The sequence below is a fragment of the Roseateles sp. L2-2 genome, from assembly GCF_050613215.1.
GTDB lineage: Bacteria > Pseudomonadota > Gammaproteobacteria > Burkholderiales > Burkholderiaceae_C > Roseateles > Roseateles noduli.
Genome location: NZ_CP192509.1, coordinates 5,140,294 through 5,155,713, shown reverse-complemented (window position 1 = coordinate 5,155,713; position 15,420 = coordinate 5,140,294). Strand labels below are relative to the sequence as shown.

The window sequence follows — 15,420 nt, the reverse complement described above, 5'->3', positions numbered from 1 at the left end:
CGACAAGGAGAGGCGACGCCATGAGCGAGAACCCATCGAACGCGACGACGGCGACGACCGCGCAGACGCTGCTGTCGACCATCGAGAGCCCCGCGGACGTGCGCCGGCTGTCGCGTGGCCAGCTGCCGCAGCTGGCGGACGAGGTCCGCGCGCACATCCTCAACAGCGTGTCCAAGACCGGCGGCCATCTGTCGTCGAACCTGGGGACCGTGGAGATGACGGTCGCGCTGCACTACGTCTACGACACGCCGCGTGACCGCCTGGTGTGGGACGTGGGCCACCAGACCTACCCGCACAAGATCCTGACCGGCCGCCGCGACGCGATGGCGACGCTGCGCCAGCAGGGCGGCATCTCGGGCTTCCCGCGCCGCGACGAGAGCGAGTACGACACCTTCGGCACCGCGCATTCGAGCACCTCGATCTCCGCCGCGCACGGCATGGCGATGGCGGCCCGGATCAAGGGCGAGGCGCGCCGCGTGGTCGCCATCATCGGCGACGGCGCGATGACCGCCGGCATGGCCTTCGAGGCGTTGAACAACGCCGGCGTGGCGCACGGCGGCCTGCTCGGCGACGTGCTGGTGATCCTGAACGACAACGACATGTCGATCAGCCCGCCGGTGGGCGCGCTGAACAAGTATTTCACCCGGCTGATGAGCGGCAAGTTCTACGCCGCGGCGCGCGAAGGCGCGAAGTCGGTGCTCAAGCACACGCCGCTGTACGAGTTCGCCCGTCGCTTCGAGGAACACACCAAGGGCATGTTCGTGCCCGGGACCATCTTCGAGGAATTCGGCTTCAACTATGTCGGCCCGATCGACGGGCATGACCTGGACGCGCTGATCCCGACGCTGGAGAACCTGCGCGACAAGAAGGGCCCGCAGTTCCTGCACCTGGTCACGCGCAAGGGCCAGGGCTACAAGCTGGCCGAGGCCGATCCGGTGAAGTACCACGGCCCGACGCCGTTCAACCCGGCCGAAGGCATCAAGCCGTCGACCGCGCCGGCGAAGAAGACCTTCACGACGGTGTTCGGCGACTGGCTCTGCGACATGGCCGAGGCCGATCCGACGCTGGTCGGCATCACGCCGGCGATGCGCGAGGGCTCGGGCATGGTGGAGTTCCACAAGCGCTTCCCGACGCGCTACTACGACGTCGGCATCGCCGAGCAGCACGCGGTGACCTTCGCCGGCGGCCTGGCCTGTGAAGGCCTGCGCCCGGTGGTCGCGATCTATTCGACCTTCCTGCAGCGCGGCTATGACCAGATGGTCCACGACGTGGCGCTGCAGAACCTGCCGGTGCTGTTCGCGCTGGACCGCGCGGGCCTGGTCGGCGCCGACGGCGCGACGCACGCCGGCAACTACGACATCGCCTTCACGCGCTGCATCCCGAACATGAGCGTGATCACGCCGTCGGACGAGAACGAGTGCCGCCAGGCGCTGTACACCGGCCACGTGCACAACGGCCCGGTGACGGTCCGTTATCCGCGCGGCGCGGGCATCGGCGCGGAGATCCAGAAGGAGATGGTCGCGCTGCCCTGGGGCAAGGGCGAGATGCGCCGGACCTCGTCGCTGCCGTCGACCGGCGGCCGCGCGGGCGTCCATGCGCCTCGCGTCGCGATCCTGGCCTTCGGCACGCTGCTGCATCCGGCGCTGAAGGCCGCGGAGGCGCTGGACGCCAGCGTCGCCAACATGCGTTTCGTGAAGCCGCTGGACGTGGAGCTGGTCAAGGAACTGGCCCGCACGCACGACGCGCTGGTGACCGTCGAGGACGGCTGCATCATGGGCGGCGCCGGCAGCGCGGTGCTGGAAGCGCTGCAGGCCGAAGGCCTGTCGCTGCCGGTGCTGCAGCTGGGCCTGCCTGACGAGTACGTCGAGCACGGCGAGCCGGGCAAACTCATGGCGCAGTGCGGCCTGGACGCCGCCGGCATCGAGCGCTCGATCCGCGAGCGCTTCCTGTCGACCCTGGCGCCGGTGGCGATCAAGGTCGCCTGAGCGGCGGGCGCTCTTTCACGAGCGCCCCACGAGCGTCCCCACGCGCTTTCCTTCGAACGGCGCTGGCCTTGCGGTCAGCGCCGTTTTGCCTTTCCAGGCGCCTGTTGACCGGCCATCGCGGGCGCAAGCGCGCGCTTCACCGCATCGATGAAGTCCTGCGTCAGCGCATGCGCGGCGCGGTGCAGCGGCCACAGCGCCTGGATGCGGAAAGGCACCGACACCGAGAAAGGTCGCAGGTGCAGATCCGGTCCGGCGCAGGCTCGCGCGGTCAGCGGATTCACGAGCGCAATGCCCAGGTTTTTCTGAACCAGCGCGCAGACGGCGATCGCGCTGTGTGTCTCCATTTGCAGACGACGACGCACGCCGGCACTTGCAAAGATGGCGTCGAACTGGCGACGGTAGGGGTCCTCGGCGGACAGGCTGACGAAGCGCTCGCCTTCGAAGTCCGCCGGGGTCAGGACTTGTCGTTCCAGCAGGCGATGGCCTGCGGGCAGCACGCAGACCTCGTCGAGCTCGGCCAGCATCTCGCTCCGCGTGCCGGGTACGGTGGTGGGGACCTCGCTCAGGCCGATGTCGAAACGCTGCGCGGCCATCCATTCCTCCAGCAGCGGAGATTCCTGCGGCGTCAGCGTCAGTTCCGCCTGCGGGTGCCGGGCCAGCCAGTCGGCGCTCGCGTCGGGCAGCAGCGCGTGCGCCAGTGCCGGCAGGGTCAGGACGCGCAGGCGTTCGTCCTCGGCGCGGCCCAGCGACTGGGCGCGGGCGACGACCTGGTCCAGACCCTGATAGGCGCGCTGGACTTCGTCGAACAGCGCCAGCGCGCGCGCCGTCGGGCGCAGCCGCCCCGCCGTGCGCTCGAACAACGCGTAGCCGAGCAGCGATTCCATCCGCGCCAGCTCGCGGCTGATCGTCGGTTGCGACGTGAACAGCAGCTGCGCGGCGCCGGTCACGCTGCCGGCGGTCATGACGGCGCGGAAGACCTCGATGTGGCGGTGCGTGATCGGCAGGGACATCCCGGCAGGATATCAGTGCATATCAGGAATGAAATCCATCTGCAAAACAAAGCATTTGATTGAATACATCGTCCGATGGATGCTTGCGGTAGTTCCAGCATCTGCCCGAAGGATTTCTGACATGCCGCAAGCCCTGACCCCCGCCCGCGAACAGCAGCTCCAGGCGCTCGCCGCCAAGTACGGCACCCCGCTGTGGGTGTATGACGCCACCGTCATCCGCGAGCGCATCACCGCGCTGGGCGGGTTCGACACGATCCGGTTCGCCCAGAAGGCGTGTTCCAACACCCACATCCTGCGGCTGATGCGGGAGCAGGGGGTGAAGGTCGACTCCGTGTCGCGCGGCGAGCTGCTGCGCGCCTTCGCCGCCGGATTCACCGTCGGCACCGGCGCGGATGCGGTCCATTCGGACATCGTGTTCACCGCCGACCTGCTGGACCGCGAGACGCTCAAGACGGTCGTCGAGCACCGCGTCCCGGTGAACGCCGGCTCGATCGACATGCTGGAGCAGCTCGGCGAAGTCTCGCCCGGCCATCCGGTGTGGCTGCGCCTGAATCCCGGCTTCGGCCACGGCCACAGCAACAAGACCAACACCGGCGGCGAACACAGCAAGCACGGCATCTGGCACGAGCAACTGAAGGACGCGCTGGCCGTCATCGCGCGCCGCGGGCTGACGCTGATCGGGCTGCACATGCACATCGGCTCCGGCGTCGACTACGAGCATCTGGGCCGCGTCGGCAGCGCCATGGTCGAGCTCGTCCGGACCGTCAAGGCCAGCGGCCTGGATCTGCTGGCGATCTCGGCCGGTGGCGGCCTGTCGATTCCCTATCAGGAGGGCGGCGAGCGCATCGATACCGCCCACTACTTCAGCCTGTGGGATGCCGCGCGCAAGGAGGCCGAGAACGTCGTCGGCCATCCGCTGGACCTGGAGATCGAACCGGGTCGCTACCTGGTGGCGGAATCTGGCGTGCTGCTGGCGGAGGTCCGCGCGGTCAAGTCTCAGGGACGCCAGCATTTCCTGCTGGTCGATGCCGGCTTCAACGAGCTGATGCGGCCGGCGATGTACGGCAGCTTCCACGCGATGAGCCTGATCCCTGCGGATGGCGAGCGCCGCCCGATCCAGGAGACCGTGGTCGCCGGTCCGCTGTGCGAATCCGGCGATGTCTTCACCCAGGCCGAAGGCGGCGTCGTGCTGGCGCGGGAATTGCCGCAAGCGCAGGTCGGCGATCTGCTGGTCATCCACGATACCGGTGCGTACGGCGCCTCCATGTCCAGCAACTACAACAGCCGGCCGCTGATCGCCGAGGTGCTGGTCGACGGCGCTTCGGACCGACTCATCCGCCGTCGCCAGACCGTCGAGGAACTGCTGGCGCTGGAAGCGGTCTGATCGCCGTTCGTCCGGTTTGAACGCGGGGAAGGGGCGATCGGGCGGTTTTGACAGCGGTTTGTCGCCGATATGACGTTTTTGCTATCGCACAAATGATTTTTGATAGCTTGGCTCAATAGGGATTGGCAATAGGCCGCATTGGGGAATTCAAACCCACCGATAGCCTTCGCCCCCTATCATTCTTTCTATCCCATCAACCCCAGACAGCGAGAACGAAGCAATGTCCCTGATCAACACCCAAGTCCAACCCTTCAAGGCCCAAGCGTTCCACAACGGCAAGTTCATCGAGGTCACTGAAGAGTCGCTCAAGGGCAAGTGGTCCGTGCTGATCTTCATGCCGGCCGCCTTCACCTTCAACTGCCCGACGGAAGTCGAAGACGCGGCGGACAACTACGGCGAGTTCCAGAAGCTGGGCGCCGAGGTCTACATCGTCACGACCGACACGCACTTCTCGCACAAGGTGTGGCACGAAACCTCGCCGGCCGTCGGCAAGGCCAAGTTCCCGCTGGTCGGCGACCCGACGCACGCCCTGACGAACGCCTTCGGCGTGCACATCCCGGAAGAAGGCCTGGCCCTGCGCGGCACCTTCGTGATCAATCCGGACGGCGTCATCAAGACCCTGGAAGTGCATGACAACGCGATCGCCCGCGACGTCAAGGAAACGCTGCGCAAGCTGAAGGCTGCCCAGTACGTCGCCAAGAACCCGGGCCAGGTCTGCCCGGCCAAGTGGAACGAAGGCGACAAGACCATCGCCCCGTCGCTGGACCTGGTCGGCAAGATCTGAGGATCTCGCCCTCACGGGGGTGGAGGCGGTCCGTCCGGATCGTCTCTCTCCCCCGGACCGGTGATCCGGATGAGGACGTTCCTCTCCCCCTCACTGCAAAAGCGCCGCGCGTGGACCGATCCGGTCCGCGGGCGTGTGCTCGGCCGTCCCTCTGATCTGACAGGGAGGCCGGTTCTCGAAGTCGCTTAAGAAAATTGGAAGGAAGCAACGATGTTGGACGACAACCTGAAGGCGCAGCTCAAGGCCTACCTGGAGCGGGTCACGCTGCCGTTCGAGATCGAAGCCTCGTTGAACGACTCCGAGAGCGCCGCAGAGCTCAAGCAGCTGCTGCAGGACATCGCCGCGATGTCCGAGAAGATCACGCTGAACCTGGACGGCAACGACGCGCGCAAGCCGTCGTTCAGCCTGAAGCGAACGGGCACGGAACAGAGCCTGCGCTTCGCCGCCATTCCCCTGGGCCATGAGTTCACCTCGCTGGTGCTGGCCCTGCTGTGGACGGGCGGCCATCCCCCCAAGGTGGAGCAAGCCACCATCGACCAGATCAAGGGCCTGGACGGGGACTACCTCTTCGAGGTCTACATGTCCCTGACCTGCCACAACTGCCCGGACGTCGTGCAGGCGCTGTCGCTGATGTCGGTGCTGAATCCGCGCGTCAAGACGGTGGTCGTGGACGGCGCGCTGTTCCAGGACGAGGTCAACGCCCGCGAGATCATGGCGGTGCCGACGATCTACCTGAACGGCCAGGAATTCGGCTCGGGCCGCATGACCGTGGAAGAGATCGCCGCCAAGCTGGACACCGGCGCGGCGCAGAAGGACGCGGCCAAGCTGTCGGCCAAGGAGCCGTACGACGTGCTGATCGTCGGCGGCGGTCCTGCCGGCGCGGCGGCGGCGGTGTACGCGGCCCGCAAGGGCATCCGCACCGGCATCGCGGCCGAGCGCTTCGGCGGCCAGGTCAACGACACGCTGGCGATCGAGAACTACATCTCCGTGCTGTCGACCGACGGTCCGAAGTTCTCGATGGCGCTGGAGTCGCACGTCAAGGATTACGGCGTCGACGTCATGAACCTGCAGCGCGGTGAAGCGCTGATCCCGGCGACCACGCCGGGCGGCCTGATCGAGCTGAAGCTGGCCAACGGCGGCTCGCTCAAGAGCAAGACGGTGATCCTCTCGACCGGCGCGCGCTGGAGGAACGTCAACGTCCCCGGCGAGCAGGAATACAAGAACAAGGGCGTGGCCTACTGCCCGCACTGCGACGGTCCGCTGTTCAAGGGCAAGCGCGTGGCGGTGATCGGCGGCGGGAACTCCGGCGTCGAGGCGGCGATCGACCTGGCCGGCATCGTGTCGCATGTGACGCTGCTGGAATTCGGCGATCAGCTGCGCGCGGATGCGGTGCTGGTGAGGAAGCTGGAAAGCCTGCCGAACGTCGTGATCCTGAAGCAGGCGCAGACCAGCGAGTTCACGGGCACGTCGGGCAAGCTCGACGGCTTGAACTACATCGACCGCGCCACCGGCGAGAGCAAGCGCGTCGAGGTCGAAGGCTGCTTCGTGCAGATCGGCCTGGTGCCCAACACCGAGTGGCTGCGCGGGACGGTCGAGCTGTCCAAGCACGGCGAGATCATCGTCGACGCGAAGGGCCAGACCTCGGTGCCGGGCGTGTTCGCCGCGGGCGATGCGACGACCGTGCCGTTCAAGCAGATCATCATCGCGGCCGGCGACGGCGCGAAGGCGGCGTTGAGCGCCTTCGACCACATCATCCGCAACTGATCGCAGTTCAACCCACCTGATTGACGCCCCGAAAGGGGCGTCAGTCGTTTGGGGCTGGCTTCCTGCATTGGCCGCTGGCCCTCACCCCCGCCCTCTCCCGCAAGCGGGAGAGGGAGTGAGAATGCACCGAGCCATTCGACTCAGGAGCACTGGGGTGGCCCCTCTCCCGCACTGCGGGAGAGGGCGGGGGTGAGGGCCAGCGGCGGTGGAAGTAAGTACTGAGGGCCAGCGGCCGTTGATCACCGCCGACTGCGCCAGAGGCTCTCCGCGCTGTAGACCGCGAGCGCCGACCAGATCAGCACGAAGCCGGCGAGTCGCGCGCCGGCGAGCGGCTCGTGATACAGCCACACCCCGAGCAGGAACTGGATCGTCGGGGACAGGTATTGCACAAGGCCGAGCGTCGTCAGCGTGATGCGGCGCGCGCCGGCGGCGAACAGCAGCAGCGGCACGGCCGTCAGCGGCCCGGCGAGCAGCAGCCACGCGATGTGGCCGGCGTCGCCGGTCGCGAACGCGCTGGTGCCCTGGCTGGTCCACCAGAACAGGGCGACCGCGGCGAAGGGCGAGAGGATCAGCGTCTCCAGCGTCAGCCCTTCGAGCGCACCCAGATGCGCCGTCTTGCGCATCAGCCCGTAGATCCCGAAGCTCAGCGCGAGCACCAGCGCGATCCATGGCAGCCGTCCGGCGGTCACCGTCAGCCAGATCACGCCGGCCGCGGCGAGCGCGATCGCCAGCCACTGCACCGGCCGCAGCCGCTCGCGCAGGAACACGAAGCCCAGCATCACGTTGACCAGCGGGTTGATGAAGTAGCCCAGGCTGGCCTCGACCACGTGCCCCTGCTGCACCGCCCACACGTAGACCAGCCAGTTGGTCGACAGCAGCAGCGCCGACACCGCGCAGGTCCCGAGCAGCTTCGGCGAGCGCAGCACCGGACCGAGCCACGCCCAGCGGCGCAGCGCCGTCAGCACGATCGCGACGAAGACCATGGACCACAGCGTCCGATGCGCGATGACCTCGAACGCGCTGACGTCGCTCAGGCGCTTGAAGTACAGCGGGAACAGGCCCCACGCGATGTAGGCGAGCGCGGCGTAGCACATGCCGGTGCGGGCCTGCGCGGAGGCGCCCTCGTTGCGGGTGTCGTGGGGGAGGGCGGTGCGGGTGTCGTTGGTCATGGTCCGGTGGGCGCGGCAGGCGCGTGAGGCCAGCGATTCTGCCCAAGACGGTCCGATGCTTCTGTCGAATCGGCGTCTCGTCGATCGTCGTGTCCGGACGGCCCCTCTTTTCACGCGGCCCGCTTGGCCGCAGGATCGCCCCATGGTTCATCTCGAATTCACGTCGCAGTTGCACCGCTACGTCGACACGCCCCGGCTCGCGTGCGACGCGAGCACCCTGGGCGAGGCGCTGATCCAGGCCTTCGACCAGAACCCGCGGCTGCGCGCCTACATCCTCGATGACCAGGGGCATCTGCGCACGCATGTCGCCGTCTTCATCGACGGCCAGCGGGCGCGCGACCGGTCCGGGCTCAGCGACCCGCTCACCGCGCAATCGAAGGTGTACGTGCTGCAGGCGCTGAGCGGCGGATAGACCGCCCGCGAAGCGAACCCGCCAGCGCGCGGGACTGTCGAAAGACGCGGCGTCCGATCGTCGTGTCAGTGGATTCCAGCCATCGCAAGGAGACACCGATGACCACCACCGCCTGGGCCGCGACCCGCAAGGGTCTGTTCGAACTTCGCAGCGATCCCGCCGGCGGCGGCTGGACGATCGGCCGCCACAGCTTCGTGGGCGACCCCGTCAGCATGGTGCTGCCCGCGCCGGCGGGCGGCGGCCGGATGTTCGCGGCGCTCAACCTGGGGCACTTCGGCGCGAAGCTGCAGGCGTCCGACGACGGCGGCGCCACGTGGCGCGAGCTCGCCGCGCCCGCGTTCCCCGAGCAGCCGGAAGGCGCCGAAGGCCCGCCCTGGAAGCTCCAGCTGATCTGGGCGCTGGAGCGCGGCGGCGACGGGCGGCTCTGGGCCGGCACCATCCCCGGCGGCCTCTTCGTCAGCGACGACCAGGGCGAGACCTGGCAGCTCGTCGACACGCTCTGGGACAAGCCCGAGCGGCTGGGCTGGTTCGGCGGCGGCTACGACGCGCCGGGCATCCATTCGATCAACGTCGATCCACGCGATCCGAAGCGGCTGCTGCTCGGCATCTCCTGCGGCGGTGCCTGGCGCAGCGAGGACGGCGGGGCGAACTGGCACATCAGCGCCAAGGGCATGCGCGCCGACTTCCTTCCGCCGGAGCAGCAGGGCGAGGAGAACACCCAGGATCCGCATCGCATCGTCGCCAGCGCGGCCGATCCGGACGTGCTCTGGTGCCAGCACCACAACGGCGTCTGGCGCTCGGTCGACGGCGGCGCGCACTGGAGCGAGATCAAGCCGCCGTTGTCGGGCTTCGGCTTCGCGGTGGCCGCGCATGCGGGCGATCCCGACACCGCGTGGTTCGTGCCCGGCGTCAAGGACGAGAAGCGCTTGCCGGTGGACGGCGCGCTGGTGGTGAACCGCACGCGCGACGGCGGCAAGACCTTCGAGACGCTGCGGACCGGACTGCCGCAGGCGAACTGCTACGACCTCGTCTATCGCCACGGCCTGGCCGCGCACGACGACGGCCGGCGTCTGCTGATGGGCAGCACCACCGGGAACCTGTGGGCGACCGGCGATGCCGGCGACCGCTGGTCGCTCGTGTCCGGACACCTGCCGCCGATCTACGCGCTGCGTTTCGGCTGAGGCTCCCGACTCAGAGAAACGGAGCCCACTCCGGACCGGGCGCCGCTTCGAGTTCAAGCGCCGCTCCGGTCATCGGATGCGTCAGCGACAGCCGCTGCGCATGCAGCCACAGCCGCTGCAGGCCGAAGTGCGCCGCGAGCGCGCGGTTGAGCGGCCCTTTGCCGTGGTTGGCGTCGCCGACGATCGGATGCGCGAGGTGTTTCAGATGCCGACGGATCTGGTGCCGTCGCCCCTGCACCGGCTCGCACGCGAGCAGCGCGAGGCGCGTCGTCGGGAAGCGCGGATCGGTGCTGACCGGCCGTTCATGCCGACGCAGGCAGGTCCACTCCGTCTGCGCGTCCAGATGCGGCTGCCCGGCGGACGGCAGCTCCGGATCGCGGGCGAGCGGATGGTCGATGACGCCGGCATCGCCAGCCGGCCACCCTCGCACCAGCGCCAGATAGCGCTTGTGCGTGCGGCGCTCGGCGAGGGCCACGCCGAGCAGGCTCGCCACCTCGGCGCTCAACGCGAAGACGAGCACGCCCGATGTGCCGCGATCCAGGCGATGCGCCGGCCAGACCGGCCGGCCGAGCTGGTCGCGCAGACGCTGCAGCGCGGCGTCTTCTTCATGCGCGTCGATGGCGGTGCGATGGACCAGGAGCCCGGCGGGCTTGTCGATCACCGCGAGGTGGTCGTCCAGATGCAGGAGAGGAAGGAGCGGAAGGGGATCTGTCATCGCTGAAGGGGACGGTCTGCGCACGCCTGGAGCGCTTTTTGCCCTCTTTTCCCCGTTTGGGGGGAGAGGACAGTCACAGGGTAGTTCGCCAAAATCCTGTCATGCGGCCTGCTCATCATCGCAGCAGGCAAGAGCGCCATCGATGTCGGTGGCGGGATCCCCCGGTCCGCACCCGCAGTCGTCGTCGCCAGCAGGAGTTCGCCATGCCTCAGGAGTTTCACATCGGTCACCGGTCCTTCCTGGACCGGCTCGTCATGGCCTTGGGCGGCGTCGTGCGGCGCACGCCGGCCGTGCGGCTGGTCAGTCGATCTGGCCGTCCACGTAGAGCCACGCCCCGCGCTCCCGCACGAACCGGCTGATCTCGTGCATGCGGTGCGCGCGCCCGCCGACCTTGCTGCGCGCGATGAACTCCACCGTCTCGTGGTCGGCGTCCTCGCGCGTGTGGCGGCGCACCTCCAGGCCCAGCCACTTCAGGTCCTGCTCCCCCCGGTCGAGCGACGCCGGACGGGTGCTCGGATACCAGGTCGCGAGCAGGTACTCGATCAGGTCCATCGTGTAGGCCGTGTACCGCGATCGCATCAGCGCCTGCGCGTCCGCCGCGATGAGCGCGCCGCTTTCGGCGAAGGCCTGATGCAGGGCGCCGCAGCACGCGGCGTACGGGCGACCGCTGCCGCAGGCGCACAAGCCCGCTTCTGATCCCACGCGATTCAACTGGCCGGCCGCGCTGTTCGCCGCAGTCTTGGATTTTTCTGTCTTCATGGAGGCGGCATCATGCCAGCGTCTCTAGAATGGCTGGATGAATTCCCAGGATTTTGGCGACGAGCGCCCGACCCCGCCGCAAGAGGACCTGTTCACGCCGCGCGCGCCGCGCGGCCTGCTGGACAACCTCAACCCCGAGCAGTACGCCGCGGTGACGCTGGGGCAGGAGCCCGCGCTGATCCTGGCCGGCGCCGGCTCGGGCAAGACCCGCGTGCTGACGACGCGCATCGCCTGGCTGATGAGCCAGGGCCACGCGACGCCCGCGTCGGTGCTGGCGGTGACCTTCACCAACAAGGCCGCCAAGGAGATGGTCACCCGCCTGTCCGCGATGCTGCCGGTGAACGTGCGCGGCATGTGGATCGGCACCTTCCACGGCCTGTGCAACCGCTTCCTGCGCGCGCACTGGAAACTGGCCGGCTTGCCGCAAGGTTTCCAGATCCTGGACTCGGGCGACACCGTCTCCGCCGTCAAGCGCGTCATCAAGGCGATGAAGCTCGACGAGGAGCGCTTCGTTCCCAAGCAGGTCTCCTGGTACATCGCCGGCGCGAAAGAGGACGGCATGCGTCCCAAGGACATCGACCTGCGCGACGAGCAGACCCGCAAGCTGGTCGAGATCTACCAGGCCTACCAGGACCAGTGCGAGCGTGAAGGCGTGGTCGACTTCGCCGAGCTGATGCTGCGCTCGTTCGAGCTGATGCGCGACAACCAGGCCGTGCGCGAGCATTACCAGCGCCGCTTCCAGTACGTGCTGGTGGACGAGTTCCAGGACACCAACAAGCTGCAGTACGCCTGGCTGAAGATGTTCGCGCCGCCGGGGCGCGGGCAGGGCGTGTTCGCGGTCGGCGACGACGACCAGAGCATCTACGCCTTCCGCGGCGCGCGCGTGGGCAACATGGCCGACTTCGAGCGCGAGTACCGCGTGCGCCAGGTCGTGAAGCTGGAACAGAACTACCGCAGCTTCGGCAACATCCTGGACGCGGCCAACGCGCTGATCAGCAACAACAGCCACCGCCTGGGCAAGAACCTGCGCACCGAGGCCGGTCCCGGCGAGCCGGTGCGGGTGCACGAGGCCAGCAGCGACTTCGCCGAGGCGCAATGGCTGCTGGAGGAAGCGCAGGCGCTGCACCGTCAGGGCCTGGCCCGCAAGGAGATCGCGGTGCTCTACCGGAGCAATGCGCAATCGCGGGTGATCGAGTCGGCGCTGTTCAACGCCGGCATTCCGTACCGCGTGTACGGCGGCCTGCGCTTCTTCGAGCGCGCCGAGGTGAAGCACGCGCTGGCCTACCTCCGCCTGATCGAGAACCCCAACGACGACACCAGCTTCCTGCGCGTCGTCAACTTCCCGGCGCGCGGCATCGGCGCGCGCACCATCGAGCAACTGCAGGACGCGGCGCGGCCGAGCGGGCGTTCGCTGGTCCAGAGCATCGGCGCGGTCGGCGGCCGCGGCGGTGCGAGCCTGGCGGGCTTCGTCGGTCTGATCGACGCGATGCGCGAGGCCACGGCCGGACTCACGCTGCGCGAGATCATCGAACACATCATCGAGCACTCCGGCCTGACGACCTTCTATCGCGCCGAGAAGGAAGGCGAGGACCGGCTGGAGAACCTGAGCGAACTGGTCAACGCCGCCGAGGCCTTCGTGACGCAGGAGGGCTTCGGCAAGGACGCGGTGGCGCTGCCGGTGGACGAGCACTCGCCCGGCGCGATCGCGGAGGGACTGCCGACGGCCGTCGCCCCGGCCGCGCCCGCGACGCCGGACGCCGAGACCGGCGAGATCATGTCGCCGCTGGCGGCCTTCCTGACGCACGCCTCGCTGGAAGCCGGCGACAACCAGGCGCAGGCAGGCCAGGACGCGATCCAGCTGATGACGGTGCACTCGGCCAAGGGCCTGGAGTTCGACGCGGTGTTCATCACCGGCCTGGAAGAGGGCCTGTTCCCGCATGAGAACTCGATGTCCGACTCGGACGGGCTGGAGGAAGAGCGCCGGCTGATGTACGTCGCGATCACGCGTGCGCGCCAGCGGCTGTACATCAGCTTCTGCCAGACGCGGATGCTGCACGGCCAGACCCGCTACAACATCAAGAGCCGCTTCATGGAGGAGCTCCCCGAGGAGACGCTGAAGTGGCTGACGCCGCGCAACCAGGGCTTCGGCTCGGGCTTCGCGAAGGACTACCAGCAGGCGTGGCAGCGCGGCTCGGGGCTGAAGTCGATGGTGGGCGCGGGTCGCGTCGATCCGTCCGCGTTCCCGCAGGCGCCGGTGCCCCAGGCGATGAAGCAGTCCGCCGCCGAGAAGACCGGCGCCGAACACGGCGGCCTGCGCGTCGGCAAGGGCGTGTTCCACAACAAGTTCGGTGAGGGCGTGCTGCTCACGCTCGAAGGCAGCGGACCGGATGCGCGCGCGCAGGTGAACTTCGGCCGGCACGGCACGAAGTGGCTGGCGCTCAGCGTGGCCAAGCTGACCCCGATCGACTGAGCGGATATCGTACGGAGCACGCGTCCAGGCGTGTCTCCGGGCGCAGAATGGGCGGTGAGCGATAAAGATTCCAGCAAACAGGAATCACGATTGCCCGGGAGGGAGATCCGGCGAATACGTCTTTGATTCTGGAATCTCCATGCGCACTGTTGTACCGATCGATCCGCCCGACGACCCGATGGTCGAGGACGCCCTGGCGCTGGGCGCCGCCGTCCGCGCCGCCCGGACCACCGCCCGCCTGCCGCTCGTGGAAGCGGCCGAGGCGCTGGGCATGTCGCGCCAGACGTTGATCAACATCGAGACGGGGCAGGGCGGCGTCAGCCTGTCCACCGTGCTCAAGGCGGCGAGGGCGCTCGGCGTCAGCCTCTTCGCCGTGCCGTCGCAGCAGCGGGAGGTCGTCAGACGCGCGATCCGCACCGCGCGCGATTCGAAGTTCTCCGACCTGGACGACGCATGAACGGTGTGGAGGTCTGGCTCGACGAGCATGAGGTCGGCTGGCTGAAGCCGGCGGACGCGCTCTCCGCGGCAACGGACTCACCGCGCCGGTTGTCGTTGGCCTATCTCGAACGATGGACCTCGGAGGTGCTGGCGTTTCCGCTGACCCCGTCGCTGCCGATGCCGCCGCGCGGCGGGCCCGGCAGCGAGTCCATGACCGACGCGGTGCAAGCCTTCTTCGACCACTTGCTGCCGTCCGGCCAGGCGCGATCGCGGACCTTTGCGGCGCTGGGCCTGCGGGAGGACGACCGCTACGGCGCCTTGCGCCTGATGGGGCGCGACCTGCCAGGCGCCGTGCGCCTGATCGCGGACGGACTTCAACGTCCGGCCGGTCCGGTCCAAAGGTCGATCGACCGGGCCGAGTTGTCGGAACGCCTCCGCCATCGCGACGCGTTGCCCTTCGCTGTGTGGGACGGCCAGGTACGAGGTGCACTCGGCGGCGACCGGGACCAGCTCGCGGTCTATGTGGAGCGCGACGGTGGGTGGCATCTCGCCGACGGACCGCAGATGGCCTCGACGCATGTGCTCCACCCCGCGCCATTCGCGCAAGACGTGGCAGGGGTGGAAGGGGCGGACGACCAGGCCTTCAACGACTACTTCTGCATGCGGCTCGCCGCGCGCGTGGGCCTGGACGTGGCGCCGGTGCAGCTGCATCGCGTGCCGGAGCCGGTGCTGCTGGTCGAGCGCGTCGATCGGCAACGACTCGACGACGGTCGCGTTCGACGCTTGCATGTGATCAACGCCTGCCAGGCGCTCGGCGTACCGCCAGCCGATCAGGACGGCGTGTCGCTCGCGCAGCTCTTCTCGCTGCTGGCGCACAGCCCCGCGCCGCTCGTCGACAGCCGCGCACTGCTGCGCTGGACGATCTTCCGCCAGCTCATCGGCAGCCAAGGCACGGGAGCGGCGGACCTGTCCTTCTTCGTCGATCACGGCGGGCTGCGCGTGGCGCCGGCGCAGGGCTTCGTCGGCGATGGCACGGACGACAACGCCGATGATGGCGCCGATGACGGCGCGAACTCACGCGCGTTCGATGCGCAGGCGTGGGCCGACCTGGCCCGCGACGGCGACATCGCGCCGCGCAGCCTGACGCTGGAATTGAAACGCCTGTGCGAGCTGGTGCGCGCACAGGCGGAAGCGGTGGCTCGTGAGCTCGCGGGCGAGGCGCCGCAGCCCGTGATCGAGCGTCTGCTCGGACGCCTCCTCAGCGAGAGCGACCGTCAGGCCGCCCTCGCGTCGGACATCTCCAAGTAGCGGCGTTCGAAGAACCCTGCCATCGCCTGGCGCGGGCTCTC

The 15,420-nt window shown here is 68.5% G+C and carries 13 protein-coding genes; 9 read left to right on the top strand and 4 right to left on the bottom strand.

Annotation, left to right across the window (positions count from 1 at the left end):
* The first annotated feature begins 20 nt into the window (after positions 1–20).
* Positions 21–1,985 (top strand): 1-deoxy-D-xylulose-5-phosphate synthase, encoded by a 1,965-nt coding sequence (gene dxs / locus ACQZ13_RS23000; RefSeq protein ID WP_088408733.1) that lies wholly within the window; start codon positions 21–23, stop codon positions 1,983–1,985.
* A 74-nt stretch (positions 1,986–2,059) separates the two neighbouring features.
* On the opposite strand, the gene ACQZ13_RS22995 is transcribed toward dxs, so the two are convergent.
* Positions 2,060–2,995, bottom strand: a complete 936-nt coding sequence (locus ACQZ13_RS22995) for a LysR family transcriptional regulator (protein ID WP_431048228.1) — start codon at positions 2,993–2,995, stop codon at positions 2,060–2,062.
* A gap of 121 nt (positions 2,996–3,116) precedes the next feature.
* Between ACQZ13_RS22995 and lysA the strand changes: the two genes are divergently transcribed.
* The 3 genes from lysA (at position 3,117) to ahpF (ending at position 6,927) form a co-directional block, all read left to right on the top strand.
* Positions 3,117–4,379 (top strand): diaminopimelate decarboxylase, encoded by a 1,263-nt coding sequence (gene lysA / locus ACQZ13_RS22990; protein WP_431048227.1) that lies wholly within the window; start codon positions 3,117–3,119, stop codon positions 4,377–4,379.
* Between the two features lie 220 nt (positions 4,380–4,599).
* The gene (gene ahpC / locus ACQZ13_RS22985) at positions 4,600–5,163 is read left to right on the top strand and encodes an alkyl hydroperoxide reductase subunit C (RefSeq protein WP_067283909.1); all 564 of its coding nucleotides are present in this window, start codon (positions 4,600–4,602) and stop codon (positions 5,161–5,163) included.
* A 210-nt stretch (positions 5,164–5,373) separates the two neighbouring features.
* The gene (gene ahpF, locus ACQZ13_RS22980; RefSeq protein ID WP_431048226.1) at positions 5,374–6,927 is read left to right on the top strand and encodes an alkyl hydroperoxide reductase subunit F; all 1,554 of its coding nucleotides are present in this window, start codon (positions 5,374–5,376) and stop codon (positions 6,925–6,927) included.
* Between the two features lie 239 nt (positions 6,928–7,166).
* On the opposite strand, the gene rarD is transcribed toward ahpF, so the two are convergent.
* On the bottom strand, positions 7,167–8,021 hold the full coding sequence (gene rarD / locus ACQZ13_RS22975; RefSeq protein WP_431053362.1) for an EamA family transporter RarD: 855 nt from the start codon (positions 8,019–8,021) through the stop codon (positions 7,167–7,169).
* A 217-nt stretch (positions 8,022–8,238) separates the two neighbouring features.
* On the opposite strand from rarD, the gene ACQZ13_RS22970 reads away from it, so the two are divergent.
* Both ACQZ13_RS22970 and ACQZ13_RS22965 read left to right on the top strand, forming a co-directional pair.
* Entirely contained in the window at positions 8,239–8,508 is a 270-nt protein-coding gene (locus ACQZ13_RS22970; RefSeq protein ID WP_431048225.1) for a MoaD/ThiS family protein, read from the top strand.
* A 98-nt stretch (positions 8,509–8,606) separates the two neighbouring features.
* Positions 8,607–9,689: a WD40/YVTN/BNR-like repeat-containing protein gene (locus tag ACQZ13_RS22965; protein ID WP_431048224.1), complete on the top strand. Its 1,083-nt coding sequence runs from the start codon at positions 8,607–8,609 to the stop codon at positions 9,687–9,689.
* A gap of 10 nt (positions 9,690–9,699) precedes the next feature.
* Here the strand turns inward: ACQZ13_RS22965 and ACQZ13_RS22960 are convergent, their stop codons facing one another.
* Both ACQZ13_RS22960 and ACQZ13_RS22955 read right to left on the bottom strand, forming a co-directional pair.
* Positions 9,700–10,404 carry a pseudouridine synthase gene (locus ACQZ13_RS22960; RefSeq protein WP_431048223.1) on the bottom strand — a complete coding sequence of 235 codons (705 nt, stop codon included), beginning with the start codon at positions 10,402–10,404 and terminating at the stop codon, positions 9,700–9,702.
* 300 nt (positions 10,405–10,704) lie between these two features.
* On the bottom strand, positions 10,705–11,163 hold the full coding sequence (locus ACQZ13_RS22955) for a YchJ family protein (protein WP_431048222.1): 459 nt from the start codon (positions 11,161–11,163) through the stop codon (positions 10,705–10,707).
* Between the two features lie 37 nt (positions 11,164–11,200).
* Between ACQZ13_RS22955 and ACQZ13_RS22950 the strand changes: the two genes are divergently transcribed.
* The 3 genes from ACQZ13_RS22950 (at position 11,201) to ACQZ13_RS22940 (ending at position 15,379) form a co-directional block, all read left to right on the top strand.
* Complete coding sequence (locus ACQZ13_RS22950; RefSeq protein ID WP_431048221.1) at positions 11,201–13,633, top strand: UvrD-helicase domain-containing protein; 2,433 nt, start codon at positions 11,201–11,203, stop codon at positions 13,631–13,633.
* A 139-nt stretch (positions 13,634–13,772) separates the two neighbouring features.
* On the top strand, positions 13,773–14,090 hold the full coding sequence (locus ACQZ13_RS22945; protein WP_088408724.1) for a helix-turn-helix transcriptional regulator: 318 nt from the start codon (positions 13,773–13,775) through the stop codon (positions 14,088–14,090).
* Positions 14,087–15,379 carry a HipA domain-containing protein gene (locus tag ACQZ13_RS22940; protein WP_431048220.1) on the top strand — a complete coding sequence of 431 codons (1,293 nt, stop codon included), beginning with the start codon at positions 14,087–14,089 and terminating at the stop codon, positions 15,377–15,379. The genes ACQZ13_RS22945 and ACQZ13_RS22940 overlap by 4 nt, the downstream gene beginning before the upstream one ends.
* The last annotated feature ends 41 nt before the right edge of the window (positions 15,380–15,420 follow it).

What these genes read in the sequence shown, in the direction of transcription:
- ahpC (WP_067283909.1), top strand. Translation starts at nt 4,600, where the DNA reads ATGTCCCTGATCAACACCCAAGTCCAACCCTTCAAGGCCCAAGCGTTC.
- ACQZ13_RS22940 (WP_431048220.1), top strand. Translation starts at nt 14,087, where the DNA reads ATGAACGGTGTGGAGGTCTGGCTCGACGAGCATGAGGTCGGCTGGCTG.
- dxs (WP_088408733.1), top strand. Translation starts at nt 21, where the DNA reads ATGAGCGAGAACCCATCGAACGCGACGACGGCGACGACCGCGCAGACG.
- ACQZ13_RS22945 (WP_088408724.1), top strand. Translation starts at nt 13,773, where the DNA reads ATGCGCACTGTTGTACCGATCGATCCGCCCGACGACCCGATGGTCGAG.
- rarD (WP_431053362.1), bottom strand. Translation starts at nt 8,021, where the DNA reads ATGTGCTACGCCGCGCTCGCCTACATCGCGTGGGGCCTGTTCCCGCTG.
- ACQZ13_RS22960 (WP_431048223.1), bottom strand. Translation starts at nt 10,404, where the DNA reads ATGACAGATCCCCTTCCGCTCCTTCCTCTCCTGCATCTGGACGACCAC.
- ACQZ13_RS22955 (WP_431048222.1), bottom strand. Translation starts at nt 11,163, where the DNA reads ATGAAGACAGAAAAATCCAAGACTGCGGCGAACAGCGCGGCCGGCCAG.
- ACQZ13_RS22965 (WP_431048224.1), top strand. Translation starts at nt 8,607, where the DNA reads ATGACCACCACCGCCTGGGCCGCGACCCGCAAGGGTCTGTTCGAACTT.
- ACQZ13_RS22995 (WP_431048228.1), bottom strand. Translation starts at nt 2,995, where the DNA reads ATGTCCCTGCCGATCACGCACCGCCACATCGAGGTCTTCCGCGCCGTC.
- ACQZ13_RS22970 (WP_431048225.1), top strand. Translation starts at nt 8,239, where the DNA reads ATGGTTCATCTCGAATTCACGTCGCAGTTGCACCGCTACGTCGACACG.
- lysA (WP_431048227.1), top strand. Translation starts at nt 3,117, where the DNA reads ATGCCGCAAGCCCTGACCCCCGCCCGCGAACAGCAGCTCCAGGCGCTC.
- ACQZ13_RS22950 (WP_431048221.1), top strand. Translation starts at nt 11,201, where the DNA reads ATGAATTCCCAGGATTTTGGCGACGAGCGCCCGACCCCGCCGCAAGAG.
- ahpF (WP_431048226.1), top strand. Translation starts at nt 5,374, where the DNA reads ATGTTGGACGACAACCTGAAGGCGCAGCTCAAGGCCTACCTGGAGCGG.